Below are 16,758 nucleotides of genomic sequence, written 5' to 3' on the forward strand. Positions count from 1 at the left end.
GACCGGCCTGCTTGCCGGCATCGGCCGGGGCGCGTAAGTGGTTGATCAGCAAGTGACTTACCGTATTGCCGCGAACTCCAGCATCACCCGAAGCGTGGCCGACGTCGGACACGATGAACGGAAAGAACTGCCCATAGACGGCAGATTCTACCGGCGAATGTGCACTCGAAGTACCGGGCGACCTAGCCAACATGTGCGGTATTGCCGGTTTCTGGACCAGCCCATTCAAAGAGGGGACGGCACGTCCCATCCTTGAGCGGATGACGTCTTCGCTGCAGCACCGTGGGCCAGATGCACAGGGTGCCTGGTTCGACGGGCGCACCGGTATTGCCCTGGGTCATCGCCGTCTGGCCATTGTGGATCTGAGCGAGATGGGTCACCAGCCGATGGCATCGGCCGATGACCGTTATCAGCTGGTGTTCAATGGAGAGATCTACAATTTCCGGGTGTTGCGTGCGGAGTTGGAAGCGGACGGTGTGCAGTTCCGCGGAGGATCCGACACGGAAGTTCTGCTCGCGTTGATTTCCCGCGTCGGGTTGGAACAGGCCTTGACGAAATGCGTCGGCATGTTCGCCATTGCCCTGTGGGACCGCCAGCAGTGTACGCTGCAGTTGGCACGTGACCGGTTTGGGGAGAAGCCTCTCTACGTCGCCCGCGTTCCGGACGGGATTGTCTTTGCCTCAACGCTCGTGCCCATCGAGCAGCATCCGGATTTTGACAGCACCATCGATTTTCAGTCGGTGGCGTCAGTGCTTTGCCATGGGTACGTGTCCACTTCCCGTTCCATCTTTGCCAATGCAAGCAAAGTGTTGCCGGGAACGATCCAGACCTGGACGACGGCTCCTGTCCTCGCCCCCTCGATCACAACCTACTGGTCGGCCGAGAGCGCGGCGGCAAACGGGATCACCACGCCTTTTGCCGGGACTGACCGTGATGCGTCTGAGATGCTGGACCAGGCGCTTCGTCGTGCCGTCAGCGAGCAAATGCTGGCGGATGTCCCGTTGGGTGCATTCCTCAGTGGCGGGGTTGATTCCTCGCTCATCGTGGCCCTGATGCAGGACCTCGGGTCCCGGTCTGCACGTACGTTCACGGTTGGCTTTGAAGATCCGGCGTTTGACGAAGCGCGGCATGCCGAGGCGGTTGCGACACATCTGGGAACGGATCACACCACGTTGATTCTTACGGCTCAGAACGCGCTGGACATCATTCCGCGTCTCGCCGACATGTACGATGAGCCGTTCGCCGACCAGTCGCAGATTCCCACGGCGGCCGTCGCGGCGCTCGCGCGCCGTCATGTCACGGTCGCGCTGTCCGGAGATGGTGGCGACGAACTTTTTGGCGGCTATCGCCGATACCGCTTCGTGGAGAAGGCCTGGAAGCGCCTTGGCTACGTCCCACGGCCAGCCCGCCATCTCGCCAGTCAGGCCTTGTCCTCCGTGTCCCGCAGTTCGTGGGATTCCATGTTCAGTCTCGGCGAGGCATTCCCGCGACAAGTGTCCGGTGACCGCGTCCACAAGTTTGCATCGCTGCTTGCCTCCGAAACACCGGAGCAATTCTACCGCGGTGTGCTTTGCGCGTGGATGGATCCCGCGGAGGTCATTCCCCAGCTGACGCGCAGCGTTGGCACCCGGACACCGAAAGGCAGCACCCTCCCCGGGAGTCTCCTCGGTCGGATGATGCTGGATGATCAGACATCCTATTTGCCCGACGATGTCCTGGTAAAGGTGGATCGCGCGACGATGGCCAGCAGCCTCGAATCGCGATCGCCGATCCTTGATCACCGGGTTGCGGAACTCGCGTGGAGCTTCAACCGGAATCAGTGGCAGCGCCAGAAGCGTGGGAAGCATGTACTTCGCTCGGTGCTTGAACGCTATGTTCCGTCGAGCGTGGTTGACCGCCCGAAACAGGGCTTCGGCGTCCCGATTGCTGCGTGGCTGCGTGGCCCTCTGCGCCCGTGGGCCGACGCCATGCTGGCGCCCGAGGAATTGCAGCGAGACCACCTGCTGAACCCCGCACCGATACGTCGGCGCTGGCAGCAGCATCTCTCCGGTCAGTGCGACTGGTCCACATCACTGTGGCATGTGCTGATGTTCCAGTCGTGGCGAATGTCCAGCCACCGGCGGGCACGATAATGCGCGAACTCCTGTCACCGGCACACGCCGTGTCGCAGCACGTGCACCGTCGGCTTGGGCCGTTGTGGAGCGCGGCCGCCGTGATCGGCATACTCACACTCGGCGGGAAAGCCATTGGCCTCGTCAAAGAGATGCTGGTGGCGGCACGATTTGGAACAGCTCCCGAACTGGATGCGCTGTTGATGGCTCTCGCCATTCCAACGTTCGCCATCAACGTCGTGGTTGGCGTCCTTCCCATGGCGCTGACCCCGGCCTTTGTGGCGGCCCGAACACGGGGCGGATTGACGGAAGCTCGTCAACTTGCCGGTACGGCCTTCCGCCAGACGTACCGGGTGATGCTCGTGCTGGCGTTTGCGCTCGCTGCCCTGACGGTACTGCTCGCCGAACTCCCGGGATCGGGACTCTCAGACATTGCGCGTCAGCGCATCCCGCTGATGGCGGCCATTCTCATCCCCTTCACGTTCCTGCAGGGGGCGAGTGCGGCGTGGACCGGCATTCTCGCGGCCGATGGTGCGTTCGCGGTTGGCGCACTGGCAACGGCGTCATTGCCGACCATGATGCTGCTGTCGGTGCTCGCCTTCAGCGACTCACTCGGCGTTACGGCAATCGCGGTAGGCCTTGTCGCGGGCTGCGTCACGCAAGCCTTGTTGCTTGGCCTTACGCTCCGACATCGTGGCCTTTCGCTCTGGGAGCGGAACGCTTCACTACAGGCTGTCAATCGTCAGTATATCCCGGCGATCGCCGGCGCGATCTTTACGAGCAGCTGTGGTCTGATAGATCAGATCATGGCGAGTGCGCTTCCCTCGGGGGCCGTCTCAACGCTGTCATACGCCGGCAAGTTGGTCGCGGTTGGGCTCGGCATAGCGATTGTCGCCATTGGAACGCCACTGCTTCCGCATGTCTCGCGGCTGGTGGAACAAGGCGAGTGGTTGGCGCTCCGAACGTTTCAGCGTCGGGCATCGCTGGTCGTTCTGGCGGTTACCGTCCCGTCGTCCATTCTGCTCGCGTTCGTGTCCGAGCCTATCGTGCGCATCGCCTTTGAACGTGGCGCATTCAGTGCGAATGACACGGCGCAGGTGGCCCTGGTTCAGTCGTACTACATGCTGCAGATACCCGGGCAGTTTCTGGCCGTTATCTACGCGCGCTCCCTCGCCGCCATGCGCATGACCAGCCGGATCGGCTCGGTCGCCTTGGTCAGCCTGTTCGTGAATGTGATCGGCAACCTGTACTTCATGCGAAGGATGGGGGCGCCCGGCATCGCGCTGTCCACGGCGACCGTACAGACCGTGTCCGCCTTGCTCCTCTTTGTGCTCTGTGAGCGGCTACTGCGTGAGCGACTGCGCGACGGAGATCCCCAGTTCCCCTCTCTCGCTCCTGTCGTTGCTCCTCCAACATCCTGACTCGTGAATCGATCTGCAGCTTCCGACAAGGCGAACCCCGACGTGCTGGCGTTCTGGTCCTTCGTATCAGCACTCCGGCCCTACGCCACGCGCTTGCTGATGGCAGCCGCTTTGGGGGCCACGCTGGGCGCGTCCTGGCGCTTGCTCCGTGCTCCGGAGTGGCGGGCGGAGGCCTCCTTCATTCCCGTGATCAGCGGGAATGCAAACGGTCTCGCGGGAGTAGCCGCGCAGCTGGGCTTCAATATGCCTACCGCCGACCCCATGCAATCGCCCGCCGTGTACGTAGAAACACTGCGTTCGCGCGCCTTCCTTCAGCGGCTGATTGCCAAGGCGGGGGGCGAATCCGCCCTGGCGACCTCGTTTCACATTACCGAAGACGACGAGGGAAGACGGTTGGAGTCCCTCCTCGTAGCGCTACGTGATGCCTTGGACATTTCCGCGGATCCGAAGACGAATGTGATCATGCTCGCCGTGTACACGAAAGATGCGGCGCTGTCGCTACGCCTTGCTCAACACGCGCTGGAGTTGGCCCAGACGATGAATGTGGAACGGCGCCAACTGCGCTATGCCGCTGAGCGCAGTTTTGCAACGTCACGTCGATTGGCAGCGGACACCGTGCTGGCAGCGGCCGATGTGGCTTTGCGGAACTTCAGACTCGCCAATCGCACGTTCACCAATGCCCCTCGCTTGGAGTCTGAGCAGAGGCGACTGGAACGGGAGATCTCTCAGGCTCAGCAGGTGGTTCAGGCACTGAGACAGTTCGAGGAGCAATCGCGCTTAGATGAAGCGCGCGACACTCCGATGTTCACGCTGGTGCAACCTCCCTTTGGCGCACGCATTCCAGAGGGCCGAAAGACCGTACTCTTCGGTCTGTTGACCGCGGTGTTGGCAGCGGGTGCCGTTGGGGCCTTCCTGCTGTTCCGTGACCTGGCTCGCGTCCAGTTGTCGCTCCGGCCCTCACCAAATACAACGTCTGATTCGCGTCCGACTCCGTTGGAAGATCGCGAGGTACACCGTGCCGCGTGAATCGCTCGGCGCATCCTCTGTCGGACTGCTGATGCTGACGTGCGCTATCAGCGCCGCGGCGGCCATGCTTGCTGCGATGGGACACCTTGCCGGAGCCTTTGGCTTTGCAGCGGCGGCGGCGCTCCTGCTGCTGTGGGCGGCGCGCAGCGTCACCGGCCACTGGAGCGCGCTGGCGGTCCTGTTTGTTGGGTTCTTCGCACTTTACGGGCTTTCAGGTCCGCTGAATGTGATCGCCGGTGCGCCTCTTGCCGACATCTTTGCATTTCCGTACCGCACCACTGACTATCTGCAGCAGCAATCGTTAGCCACCCTTGGCCTCGCGCTGGGATTCTCTGCGTTTTCCCTCCGTTCCGCCGTCCGTGCGCCTCAACACACGGACGCCACTGCCGGCTGTGCCTCGCCCGCGAACGCGCCCGATGCGCTGGGGATTCCCTTCAGTACGGCTCTTCTTTGCCTGGGTCTCGCATCGGCCTTTGAAATCGTCACCTTCCTTCGCGTGGGTGGACTTCCGGCACTGGCACTGGGCAAAGCGGTCTATCAAAGCCGTGCCTCTGATCTGTCCATGAGTCTGCCCTCCATTGAACTGGCCTCCTTTGGCTTCGGCCTGGCGGCCATGTGGTTCGCCGAAAACAGTTCCCGTCAGGACCGCATCGATCGCCTACGTCGTGCCGGTCTGATTTTGCTGTTTGCGCTACCCGTGTTGGGTGTGGCCCTTGCACTCGGCCGCCGAGGGCCGCTGTTCGGTTGGGCCTTGGTATGGATCGTTGGACGGAGCATCTACAAACCCTTTCGAACCATTCCGCCTCGCCTGGTCCTGGCCGCCGTCGCCTTGGTCACCGCAAGCGGGGTGCTCTTCGCTGGTCGGGCAACGCTCGCCTTCGGCGTGGCCACCGGAGACTGGGCGCCCTTCCTCAATACGGTGACCGACGCGCCGCGAGTGATCGAGGCCATCAACCCTGCAGGAAGCGAGTTTGGCGCCACCTTTGGCAACTTCTCGGAGTATGCCATGCGCGCCAACGAGTCGCCGCGTTTGGGCGACACGTATGTCGCCGGCCTCAGCACCCTGATTCCCCAGGTGTTGTACCCGGGACAAAAGCCCCGCACCATCACGTACGAATTCCGCGACACGTTCTTTCCTACCGAGGCCGCGCGCGGAGCAATCGCGAGCACCGGATTCTCATCGATCATGGAAGCGTACATGAACTTCCGTGACGCGGGTGTCGTGCTCGTCTATGTGGTGGTAGGCGTGGTCCTGCTCCTGACTGAGCAGTTGCGGGTGGCCGGTCCGTATAGCGCCCTGTTCTACCTGCAGCTGATCCCCATCACGCAAGTATTTCATCGGAGCGAGCTATCGCTGCCGTTGGGGGTTGCCTGCCTGTCGCTGTTCCTCGTGCTCGTGGTACGGGGTGCCGCTCTTGTCCTCGCCTTGCTCACCGCTGGCACATCACTGTCTCCCCGTGGAGGTCTCCATGCCTGACTCGCAACCGTTCCTGCCATTCGCACTCCCTGACCTCACCGAGACGGAGATTGATGCCGTAGTGCGGGTCCTCCGGTCCGGTTGGATTACGACGGGTCCCGAAACGCGCGCCTTCGAGCAGGAGTTCGCAGAGCGGCTTGGCGTACGCCATGCCATTGCCGTCAGTTCATGTACGGCGGCCCTTCACCTCGCCCTCGAGGCGGTCGGCGTTCGGGCGGGTGATGAGGTGCTGACCACGACCATCACGTTTACGGCAACGGCAGAGGTGGTCGAATATCTGGGAGCACGCACACGCTTTGTGGACGTGGAAGACGATACGCTCAACATGTCGCCATTCGCGACCCGCGCCATGATCGAGCGGGAATACCAGCAGTCTCCGGATGGCAGCTACCGGCACCGCGTTACAGGTGGACGGCTGGCCGCCATTGTACCCGTGCACTATGCGGGTCATCTGGTGGACATGCCGGCCTTCCTCGACCTCGGCAGGGAATACGCCATTCCGGTCGTCGACGACGCAGCGCACGCATTACCGGCGTCATTGCATGGTCAATCCGTCGGGACGTTTGGCAATCCCACTGCGTTCAGTTTCTATGCCACCAAGACACTGGCCGTTGGCGACGGTGGTATGCTGACCACCGATGACGATGCCATTGCCGCGCGTGCGCGCATCATGAGCCTGCACGGAATCAGCCGGGATGCCTGGAAGCGATATCGCCAGGATGGCACGTGGTACTACGAGGTGCTCGAGCCTGGATTCAAGTACAACATGACCGACATCGCTGCCGCGCTGGGTCGGGTGCAACTCTCCCGGCTTGATGACATGACGGCGCGGCGCGCCGCTCTGGCGGCGCGCTATGACGCGGCCTTCGCCAATGGGGACACCATTCGCGTTCCGGTCGTTCGCCCGGGGGTGCAGACGGCCTGGCATCTCTATCCGATCCGTCTCAACGCGTCAGCTGGAGTATCCCGCGACGAACTGATTGAGGCTCTGAAGGCCCGAGGTATCGGCACGAGCGTTCACTTCATTCCCCTGCACCGTCAGCCCTTTTACGCCAACAAGTATGGCTATTCACCCGCCGATTTCCCCATCGCCGAGGCGGCCTACGCACAGTATCTCTCCCTGCCTTTGTACTCAGGAATGAGCGACGCGGACGTCGAGCGCGTCATCGAGGCCATAGGGGAAGTCATTCCGGTCATGGCGGAGAGCCGCTGATCATGCGTGCCATGGCCGTGCCCTCGCGTCGAAAGCGCCATGACCAATGGCAGCGCAGCGTGGACGTTCTGATCGCGGCCGGCGCGCTGCTCACCCTGCTGCCACTCCTGGGCGTGATCGCGCTTCTTGTCGTGCTGACAGATGGACATCCCGTCTTCTTTCGGCAAACGCGCATTGGGCGATTCGGACAGCCCTTTACCCTGTTGAAGTTCCGTTCGATGCGGACGGGGAGCGGCTCGTTGGTCACCGTCGCCGGCGACTCGCGCATTACACCAATCGGTTCGCTCCTGCGACGCACCAAACTGGATGAGCTCCCGCAACTCTGGAACGTCCTGGTGGGCGAGATGAGCATTGTGGGTCCGCGGCCGGAAGTCCCACAGTTCGTGGCGACATGGCCCGTACTGTTCCATTCCATCAGCAATCTGCGTCCCGGCCTCACCGACTTGGCGTCCTTGGCCCTTGCTGATGAGGAGCAGTTGCTGGGCCGCCACCGCGGAGAACCCGACTTCTATCAGCAGCGCTTGCTGCCCCGCAAGCTGGCCATGGCCCGCCTGTATCGCCGGCACCGCTCACTGTGGCTCGATGGTGTGCTCATGGCTGGCACGGCCGTACGTATTTTGGGCGCGCGGTCGTTGGCGGCCAATATGATTGGGATGTCGCTCATTGAACGGGTACGCTATGAAGTGCCCCCACGCCGGCACGGGTGGCAGGCAGGACTGGTCGCATGACAACGCCACACGATCGGGGCGTCTTGCTGAATGTCACAACGGGCCTGGCCATGGGCGGTGCCGAGGTGCAATTGGTTGCGCTGGCTACGCGCCTGCAGGCGCGTGGATGGCGTGTGCACGTCGCCACGATGCTGGAGCCGACAGCATTTTTGCCGGAATTGGAAGCCGCGGGCATTGTGGTGCACCGTCTCGGCATGCGACGTGGAGTCGCGGACCCGCGAGCGCTCCTGCGGTTGGCTTCCGTGGTACGACAGGTTCGCCCGGACGTCGTACACAGTCATATGGTACACGCGAACCTGCTTGCGCGCATGACACGGCTTTTTGCCAGCACCCCGAACCTGGTGTGCACGGCACACAATGTCGATGAGGGAGGGCGTGCGCGTGAGATCGCGTACCGGGCCACCGATGCCTTGGCAACGGTCACGACCAGCATGTGCGTACGTGGGGTCGAGCGGTATGTGAAGGTGGGCGCTGTACCTGCCCATCGCATTCGATATGTCCCGAACGGTGTTGACGTGCATCGATTCAGCCTGGATCCCGCGCTGCGTCAGCACGTCCGGAGCGCTCTCGGAATCGATGATGCGTTTGTGTGGTTGTGCACGGGTCGCCTGGAGCCGGTGAAACAGCACACCCTGCTCGTTGACGCCATTGCGCAATGTGCACCGGACCGTCGGCTCGTGTTGCTGCACGCCGGTCAGGGCCCCTTGGAGGGCGAGGTGCGCGCCCGTGTTGCCGCGCTCGGACTGGAAGATCGCATACGCCTGCTGGGACTGCGCACGGATATTCCGGCGCTCCTTGCTGCGGCGGATGGGTTTGTCCTGTCGTCGAGCATGGAAGGACTCCCCTTGGTCCTGCTGGAGGCGGCGGCCTCGCATGTGCCGTGTGTGGTTCCTGATGTTGGCGGATGTGCTGAGATCGTGCGTCATGGGACGACCGGTATTGTCGTTGCACCGAACTCGGCACCAGCACTCGCACAGGGAATGACACAATTGATGTCGCTGAGTCGAGAGGAGCGGATGCACATGGGAACCGCGGCACGCCGACACGTCGAGCAGGGCTATGACATCGAAGGCGTGGTCGATCGTTGGGAGCAGCTCTACGCTGACGTTCGGAGGAGAGCCGCATGACGCGCGCGGCGCCAAGCGATCAGCCGGTTCGCATCCTGCACATCGTGGGCGGGTCCGCCTTTGGCGGCGGCTCCATGGTAATCCTGGATCTTGTGCAATCGGCGGTGTCGCACGGTCACGCGGTATCCGTACTGACCACGGAGCCACTCCTGTCGGCTCGCACGCGTGCGCTCGGGGGCAACGTGATCGATGTGAACGCCATTGAACGACGGTTGCATCCCTGGTACGATGTCCGCGGCCTCATTCGGCTCGTGCAAGTACTGCGCAGACATTCGTTCGATGTCGTACACACCCATACTTCGAAAGCCGGCGTGCTCGGTCGGATTGCGGCATTCGTGACCAGGGTCCCGGTCGTCGTGCATACCATGCACGGCATGGCCGTGCATGATCGTTCACCCCGCTGGGCAATCCTGGCGACGGCGGCGGTTGAGAAGCTCATGGCTTTGTGTGCCCACCGCGTGGTAACCGTCAGCCAGTGGCATCGAAGCTGGGCCCTGTCCCTCGGCATTTCACACGAGGGCAAGCTGCTCGCCATACCAAACGGAGTGAGGCAGGATCGTACGCCGGCACGGAGCGTTGAGTCCATTCGAGAGGAACTGCGCGTGGCATCGCACGAAAGCCTGGTGCTGTGCGTCAGCCGTATTGCGGCCGGAAAGGGGCTGGAAGATCTGGTGCACGCCATGTCGTTGATGCGCACCTTGGCACCGGCGCGCGCAGCGGCGCTTCGGATCGCGGGAACAGGTTCGACGTTGGATGTGCTTCGCACGGTAGTGGCGGAGGCCGGCTTTGATGCCAACGACGTGCTCATTGGACATCGCGATGACGTCGATGACCTGCTGGCGGCGGCCGACGTGGTGGTTCATCCCTCACATCGTGAAGGGCTCTCGCTCGCATTGCTGGAGTCCATGATGGCTGGATGCACACTGGTGGCGAGTGCGATTCCAACCGCTCAGGAGGCGACGGCAAGCGGAGAGGCGGCATGGTTATACGAACCGGGGAACGTGCCAGCGCTGGCCAGTGCTTTGCGTCGTGCTATTCACGATCCGCGTGAGTCTGCGCGCCGGCGACAGTTCGCGCGGCGTCGTGCCCGCGAGGAATACAGCGTGTCCTCGATGCAGGATCGGTATGGCGAGGTGTACAACCGTTTGCTGCTGGAACGCACTGGCCGACTGGCAGAGCCGAAGGGGGACGTACACGTAGGCGCTGTGGACGAACGCGATATCCCGACGTTGGTGGCGCTGCATCGTTCGGCGTTCCCCGGCTTCTTCCTGACACGCCTCGGCGATGGCGTGCTGGCGCAGTACTATCGATGCGCACTGGATGCCCCGGGAGGTATCCTGCGGCTCGCGACAGTTGGCGGCGTGCCGGTGGGCTTCGCCTGCGGCACCAGCCAACCCGCCGCCTTGATGAGGACACTAGTGAAGCGGGCGCCGCGCATTGGCCTCGCGCTGCTTGGCGAATGTCTTCGTCGGCCAGCCCTGTTGCTCCAACTGATTGGGCGTATTGCCGGTCGTACACGCGATGTCGTGTTGGCGGCCGCCGTCCCGGCGGCGCGGGCGAACGACGGTCTGGCTCACACCGGGGCAGAGCTGACCTCGATAGCCGTCCATCCTCGTGCTGCAGGACGTGGGATTGGTCAACTCCTGGTGATCGCGTTTGGCAAAGTCGCAGCTGCCAAGGGATCGACCGTGGTGCATCTGACGACCGATTCGGCGGACAATTCGCGTGTTCAGTCTTTCTACGAACGACTGGGCTTCAAAAGAACGGGCACCCTACAGCGAGGGCCCACTCGTTCGATGTGTGCCTATCAGATTGGGGTGAACGATTTGTGCCCCCCGGGACCACAGCCTGGAGTACGGCATGATGATGCGGCACGATCGGCAGCCTGAGGTCGTACCACCCGCAGGCCGGCCGGTGGCCTTGTTTCTCCCGTCGCTCACCGGTGGCGGCGCCGAACGCGCCATTATTGACGCGGCCAGAACACTGCATGGCGACGGCCTGATCGTGGATCTGGTGGTTGCCTCAGCGAAGGGCGCCTATCGCAACGAAGTCCCGGAGGGCGTGCGCCTGGTTGATCTGCAGTGTCGGCGCACGGCCTCGGCGTTGCTGCCCCTCTCGCAATACCTCAATCGCACCAATCCGCAGGCACTGTTGTCAGCGCTGACTCACGCCAATGTCGTTGCCGTAATGGCGAGGCGCTTGGCGGGGTGGAAGGGGCGTTTGATTGTGAGTGAGAGGAATACCCTTTCCTCAGCGTGGGGTCGATGGTCGCCAGCACGACGCCGTCTGCAAGCGGCCGTACTCGCCCAGGTGTATCGACAGGCGGATGGGATAGCTACGGTATCGAAGGGCGTTGCCGATGATCTTGTGGAGCTGCTCTCACTGAATCCCGCCACCGTGCGAGTGTTGTACAATGCGACGGCCGCGCCGCACCTGCTCGAGCGTGCCGCCCAACCCCTGGACGATCCGTGGCTCGCCCCCGGCGCACCGCCACTGATTCTTGGTGTCGGCCGACTCGATCCACAGAAGGATTTCGGCACGCTGCTTCGTGCGCTCCAGTTGGCCCGCGCATCGCTTGCGGAAACACCAGCGGCTCAACCGCGCCTGATGATCCTCGGCGAGGGCCCAGAGCGTCCCAGCCTCGAAGCCGAATGCCATTCTCTTGGGCTCACGGATCACGTGCGATTTCCCGGCTTCGCGGACAATCCATTTGCATGGATGGCGCGCGCCCATCTGTTCGTGCTGTCGTCCCGTTTTGAGGGGTTGCCGAACGTGCTTATTCAGGCACTGGCGGTCGGGTGCCCTGCCATCAGCACGCGATGCCCGAGTGGTCCAGAAGAGATTCTCGCTGATGGACGGTATGGTGTGCTGGTGCCGGTAGGCGACCCCGGTGCGCTGGGGAGGGCGATTGCGGCCGCCTGTCTCAAGCCCCGCGGCACCGTCGACGACGCTGCTGTTTCGCCCTTCCGACCCGCAGCCGTTCGGAGCGTGCTCCGAGATATGCTGCAGCTGGATGTGACCTACCAGTAAAGTCCGATGAGCGACGTCTTGTTGCCGGTGTAGACGAGGGCGGGTCCGGGAAGGCGCAGATTGTGGAGCGCCTTCTTGACCCGCATCCACGCCGGGTGATTGCCCGGTAACCGTTCGGCATCCAGATCGAGCCCGAGCACATATTCGCTGGGCGTGCCGCCCCCAAAAGCGCGACGTCCCACGGACAGCCGGACCGGCGAGGGCCACACCTTGGCCGCCGAACGCGGCAACAGGTCGTGCACGTTGGTGGAGAGCCATGCCGTCTGCTGGCTGTAGTCCATCAGCGCCCCACGTGGACCACGACGACGAAACACTGCACGGGGCGCCACGGAGAAGGAGGGCGTCACCTTCTCGAGCACCGGTACATAGGCCTGTGCGACCGCATAACCCGCGCCGAGCGCATCTACGGCAAGGTCGGTAGGGCTGAACCCGTTGTAATATCCATCGGCAACTTCCTTGGCGAGACCAACGGTCATCGCCACCGAAGCGCTCCGCCAAGCGGCGCGCCGACGCGCCCCCTGGTCGCCACACGTCGGCGTCACAGCCGCGCGGGCGATATGATAGGTGCCCAAGGCATGAAGGTGCGAACTGGGATCGGCAAGGATGACGGCCCGGTTCGGCTCATGGGCCATGCGCCAGCCGGCGGACCGCGTCGTCCCTTCATATTCCAGTGCCGTAGCCAGCCCTGACATGACGGTCTGCGTGGCAATGGTTACCCGGTTCACCTGCACCTCGCAGAAAGGATCCTGTGCTCGTACGGATGCCGGCATGCCCCAAAGTCCTATGAGAGCGATTGCCCGTACCGTCCAGTTGCTCCGTCCGTGCACCACTGCCCGCATCATGTCCTCCGAGAGTGAACGCCGGCGTTCGTGCCGACACCTCCGACGGAGCAACCCACGGGCCACATATGGACGAGCTCGCCTGTTTCACCACGGGCAAAACTGTTCCGCTCGTGGGTAGACAGCGCGTTTCACAGGCATTTAGGGACATTACTATCCGGAATGAGAACTGTTGCACACTCGCAACAGCATGTGTTGATCATTTACAGCAGAGCTCGCCATCCGCCAATGTCAAGAGCGGCTCCGACTGCGGGTGAATAGCACAAACCCCACGACAAAGACGGCAGCAAATCCGAACCACTGGAGCGCATAAGAAAGGTGAGGCCCATCGGTCACCGGCGGCGGCGGAACACGAACCGGGCGTGTGATGTCCTGCATGATGGTGTCACCCAGCGCCAGCAGGACAAAAGGTGCGACCGGTCGGCCAATGAGCGTGGCCATGGTATCGCGATCGAGCAGCCGCATTGCGCGCGGTGAGGAGCGCATGACGGCCTGGCCTGGCTTGGGTGGCGGGAATGATGTGAGCAACGCGTCAAGCTCCAACGTGTCCGCTTCCTGCGCTTTGTCGAAGTCCACCGTGCGGCCGTCCGCGGCGTAGACGTACCCGCGCAGCACGATGATGGTGGTATCGCCCCAACTGCCGTCCAGTGGGCGCACCGGCGTGAGCATGTACACACCGGGTGACCCGTTCTGCGAGCGCGTTGCGTGGACGAGTTCTTTCGAATAGTCCGCGACACCACGTACCGTGACACGGCGCCAGTGCGTGGCACTCGTGTCCTGCCCCTGCAACGCGGCCAACGACAGCGGTGGCTGTGCGCCGCGCGACGTGACAATGACATTTTGCGCACGCCGCTGCGACAACCGATCCAGCTGCCAGAGTCCCAATCGCACGCACACCGCCGCCGTGGCGGCGGTGAGCAGACCAAACACTATAGTGCGCCCACGCGTACTCATGCCTCGTTGGTTTCCGGTCGCGGCGCGTCAGCAGACTTTCGGCGCGTGGCGCGCGGGCGCGCGGGCGCCGGTGCGGACGGGGCGTCAGCACGATCCAGCGGCGCGGCAGCACCTGCCTGGCCGGAGGCTTCCCCCTGCGTTTGGCTCGCCCGGCGCTTTACGGCTGGTCGCGTGGCTGGAGCCGCCTTGGCAGACACTTTTGGGGGCGCCGAGGCCATGGGCTTCGCAGGAGATGCCATCGGGACCTTCGCCGGCTTGTCTTCAACGGAAATGGCCTTCGGCGCGCGCGCCTTCGTCACCTTTTCCTTGGCGGGAGTCACCTTGGGCACCTTGTCCTTCACCGGCTTTTCCTTCTTCGGCTTGGGGGCCTTCTCGGGCTTGGCTGGCTTTGGGGCCTTTTCGGGCTTCGCCGGCTTGGGAGCCTTGGCGGTCTTGGGCGTCTTGCCTTTTCCACCCCGCTTCCGTGTCTGGTCCGGGATCACCGGGACCGAGAGCGCCGCGGTCTCGCGTACGGGCAGTTCGGGGAGGGATTCCGGAATCAGCACCAGCATGCTCAACGGGGGCAACGACACCGTGAACGACTGCTCGAACCCGTGGTACGGCACTGCTTCAGCGTCCGTGTGTGCCTCCACCGGGAAACCACTGCCGCCAAACTCCGCCACATCCGAATTCAACACTACGCGATACCGTGTCGACTCCGGGGCACCCAATCGGTAATGCGGACGTGGCACCGGCGTGAGGTTGAGCACCACGACGGCATGATCCCGGCCATCAAACCGGGCGTATGAAAATACCGACTGCTCACGGTCGGCCACATCAATCCAGCGGTAGCCGCTTGGGTCATGGTCACCACGCCACAAGCAGGGCTGTTCGCGATAGAGCGCCCCCACAGCCGCCACATACTCCATGAGGCCGCGCCGACGCGGATCGGACAGCAAATGCCACTCCAGGCTCACGTCATGGTTCCACTCATGATGCGTGCCCAGTTCGGTGCCCATGAAAAAGAGCGATTTCCCGGGGCGCGTGATGGAGTAGCCAATGAGCGTGCGCAGGTTGGCCAGCTTCTGCCAGGTATCGCCCGGCATCTTTTCCAGCATCGACTTCTTGAGATGCACCACCTCGTCGTGCGAGATGGGATTCATGAACTTCTCGCTGTACTCGTACCACATGGCAAAGGTCAGCTTGTCATGGGCGCCTTTGCGGAAGAACGGGTCAATCTTGTAGTAGTCGAGGGTGTCATGCATCCACCCCATGTTCCACTTGAAGGTGAATCCCAGCCCGCCATCACTGATGGGCGCCGTGACCTTGGGCCACGAGGTGCTCTCCTCCGCCACCGTGATGACACCAGGGTGCAATGACTGCACCGCGTGATTGAGCTGCTTGAGGAACGCCATGGCTTCGAGATTCTCCCGTCCGCCATGACGATTGCGCAGCCATTGCCCCGCCTCCCGTCCGTAGTCGAGATACAACATGGACGCGACCGCATCAACGCGGAGACCATCGAGGTGGAACTCTTCAATCCAGTACAGGGCGTTGGCCACGAGGAAATTGCGCACCTCGTGTCGAGCGTAGTTGAAAATGTGCGTGCCCCATTCGGGGTGATCACCCAGCCGCGGATCTTCGTGCTCATAACACGCCGTACCGTCAAAGCGCCGCAGGGCCCAGTCATCCTTGGGGAAATGCGCAGGCACCCAATCGAGCAGAACGCCGAGGCCGGCCTGGTGCAGTGTATCCACCAGAAACCGGAAGTCATCAGGCGTCCCGAAGCGCGACGTTGGCGCAAAATATCCCCCCACCTGATAGCCCCAGGAACCTCCGAAGGGATGTTCCTGGATGGGGAGCAGCTCGACGTGCGTGAACCCCAACCGACGCACATGTTCGGCCAGCTTGGGCGCAATCTCCACATAACTCAGCACCCGGTTGTCATCACCGCGCAGCCATGACCCCAGATGCACTTCGTAAATGAGCATGGGCTCACGCAGCGGGTCACTTTCCGCGCGTTGCGCCAGCCAGCTGCCGTCGTTCCAGCTGTACGTGCTGCGTCCCTGCACAATGGAAGCGAAGCCCGGTGACTGCTCCAGCTTGAAGGCATAGGGATCCGTCTTTACCCGCACCGTACCGGTGCGCGTGAGGATCTCATACTTGTACAGCGCCTCCGCGCCGACGCCGGGAATGAACAGCTCGAACACGCCGCTGGCGCCAAGAGCTCGCATGGCGTGTGCCCGTCCGTCCCACGCATTGAAGCCACCCACCACACTCACGCGGGCGGCATTGGGCGCCCAGACGGCAAAGGCCGTCCCTTCCACCCCATCCATCGTGCACGGGTGGCCGCCCAGCTTTTCCCACAGACGCAGATGGCGCCCCTCGTTGAACAGGTGCAGATCCATGTCGCCCAGCGTAGGCAGGAACCGGTAGGGATCGTCTTGCACCTGCTCCGTCCCGTCGGTATCCGTGACTGCCAGCCGGTACGGCAACGGCAGCGATCGATCCGACAGAAACGCCACGAACAAGCCATGCGGATCACGCTGCATGGGAACGTCGTGCTCGCCAAGCAGGACCCGTACCGCTGAGGCACGCGGCAGGAAGGCGCGGATGGCCACCCCCAGCACCCCATCGACTTCAGCCGAGTGGGCCCCGAGGAGATCGTGGGGATGCATGGACTCGCCCCGCACCAGACGGAGCGCGGCTTCGGAGAACGCAGATGGCAGTGGGGACGGGTTCATCCTCGAAATGTAGGGGACGAACGTCGCCGGTGGAGGCAGCAACTTCGGGAAACCGCCCGACGCGCGGGACAGGCATCCCGTCCCGCCCCGCATCGTCCGGAACCAGCGA

12 protein-coding genes are annotated in these 16,758 nt (G+C 63.1%); 9 read left to right on the forward strand and 3 right to left on the reverse strand.

Features of this window, described 5'->3' with window-relative positions:
* The first annotated feature begins 191 nt into the window (after positions 1-191).
* The 9 genes from asnB to GEMMAAP_RS14150 are packed head-to-tail and all read left to right on the forward strand — an operon-like array spanning position 192 to position 12,133.
* Positions 192-2,132, forward strand: a complete 1,941-nt coding sequence (asnB, locus tag GEMMAAP_RS14110; RefSeq protein WP_026848678.1) for an asparagine synthase (glutamine-hydrolyzing) — start codon at positions 192-194, stop codon at positions 2,130-2,132.
* Complete coding sequence (murJ, locus tag GEMMAAP_RS14115) at positions 2,132-3,532, forward strand: murein biosynthesis integral membrane protein MurJ (RefSeq protein ID WP_026848677.1); 1,401 nt, start codon at positions 2,132-2,134, stop codon at positions 3,530-3,532. Before asnB ends, murJ begins: the two co-directional genes overlap by 1 nt.
* 3 nt (positions 3,533-3,535) lie before the next feature.
* Positions 3,536-4,558 carry a GumC domain-containing protein gene (locus GEMMAAP_RS14120; RefSeq protein WP_026848676.1) on the forward strand — a complete coding sequence of 341 codons (1,023 nt, stop codon included), beginning with the start codon at positions 3,536-3,538 and terminating at the stop codon, positions 4,556-4,558.
* 31 nt (positions 4,559-4,589) lie between these two features.
* On the forward strand, positions 4,590-6,035 hold the full coding sequence (locus GEMMAAP_RS14125) for a hypothetical protein (RefSeq protein ID WP_145979151.1): 1,446 nt from the start codon (positions 4,590-4,592) through the stop codon (positions 6,033-6,035).
* Positions 6,028-7,248, forward strand: coding sequence for a DegT/DnrJ/EryC1/StrS family aminotransferase (locus tag GEMMAAP_RS14130; protein ID WP_026848674.1), 1,221 nt, complete (start codon positions 6,028-6,030; stop codon positions 7,246-7,248). Before GEMMAAP_RS14125 ends, GEMMAAP_RS14130 begins: the two co-directional genes overlap by 8 nt.
* An 11-nt stretch (positions 7,249-7,259) precedes the next feature.
* Entirely contained in the window at positions 7,260-7,976 is a 717-nt protein-coding gene (locus tag GEMMAAP_RS14135; protein WP_082821578.1) for a sugar transferase, read from the forward strand.
* Positions 7,973-9,103: a glycosyltransferase gene (locus tag GEMMAAP_RS14140; protein WP_043579470.1), complete on the forward strand. Its 1,131-nt coding sequence runs from the start codon at positions 7,973-7,975 to the stop codon at positions 9,101-9,103. Before GEMMAAP_RS14135 ends, GEMMAAP_RS14140 begins: the two co-directional genes overlap by 4 nt.
* The gene (locus GEMMAAP_RS14145; RefSeq protein WP_026848672.1) at positions 9,100-10,992 is read left to right on the forward strand and encodes a GNAT family N-acetyltransferase; all 1,893 of its coding nucleotides are present in this window, start codon (positions 9,100-9,102) and stop codon (positions 10,990-10,992) included. The genes GEMMAAP_RS14140 and GEMMAAP_RS14145 overlap by 4 nt, the downstream gene beginning before the upstream one ends.
* Entirely contained in the window at positions 10,964-12,133 is a 1,170-nt protein-coding gene (locus tag GEMMAAP_RS14150; protein ID WP_082821340.1) for a glycosyltransferase, read from the forward strand. The genes GEMMAAP_RS14145 and GEMMAAP_RS14150 overlap by 29 nt, the downstream gene beginning before the upstream one ends.
* Here the strand turns inward: GEMMAAP_RS14150 and GEMMAAP_RS14155 are convergent.
* The 3 genes from GEMMAAP_RS14155 to glgB all read right to left on the reverse strand — a co-directional run bounded on the left by GEMMAAP_RS14155 (position 12,124) and on the right by glgB (position 16,649).
* On the reverse strand, positions 12,124-12,903 hold the full coding sequence (locus tag GEMMAAP_RS14155) for a hypothetical protein (protein WP_145979152.1): 780 nt from the start codon (positions 12,901-12,903) through the stop codon (positions 12,124-12,126). The genes GEMMAAP_RS14150 and GEMMAAP_RS14155 overlap by 10 nt on opposite strands.
* A 300-nt stretch (positions 12,904-13,203) precedes the next feature.
* Positions 13,204-13,926, reverse strand: coding sequence for an SURF1 family protein (locus GEMMAAP_RS14160; RefSeq protein ID WP_026848669.1), 723 nt, complete (start codon positions 13,924-13,926; stop codon positions 13,204-13,206).
* On the reverse strand, positions 13,923-16,649 hold the full coding sequence (glgB, locus tag GEMMAAP_RS14165) for a 1,4-alpha-glucan branching protein GlgB (RefSeq protein ID WP_145979153.1): 2,727 nt from the start codon (positions 16,647-16,649) through the stop codon (positions 13,923-13,925). Before glgB ends, GEMMAAP_RS14160 begins: the two co-directional genes overlap by 4 nt.
* Positions 16,650-16,758 lie beyond the last annotated feature (109 nt).

This window comes from Gemmatimonas phototrophica, from assembly GCF_000695095.2.
Taxonomy (GTDB): Bacteria; Gemmatimonadota; Gemmatimonadetes; order Gemmatimonadales; family Gemmatimonadaceae; genus Gemmatimonas; species Gemmatimonas phototrophica.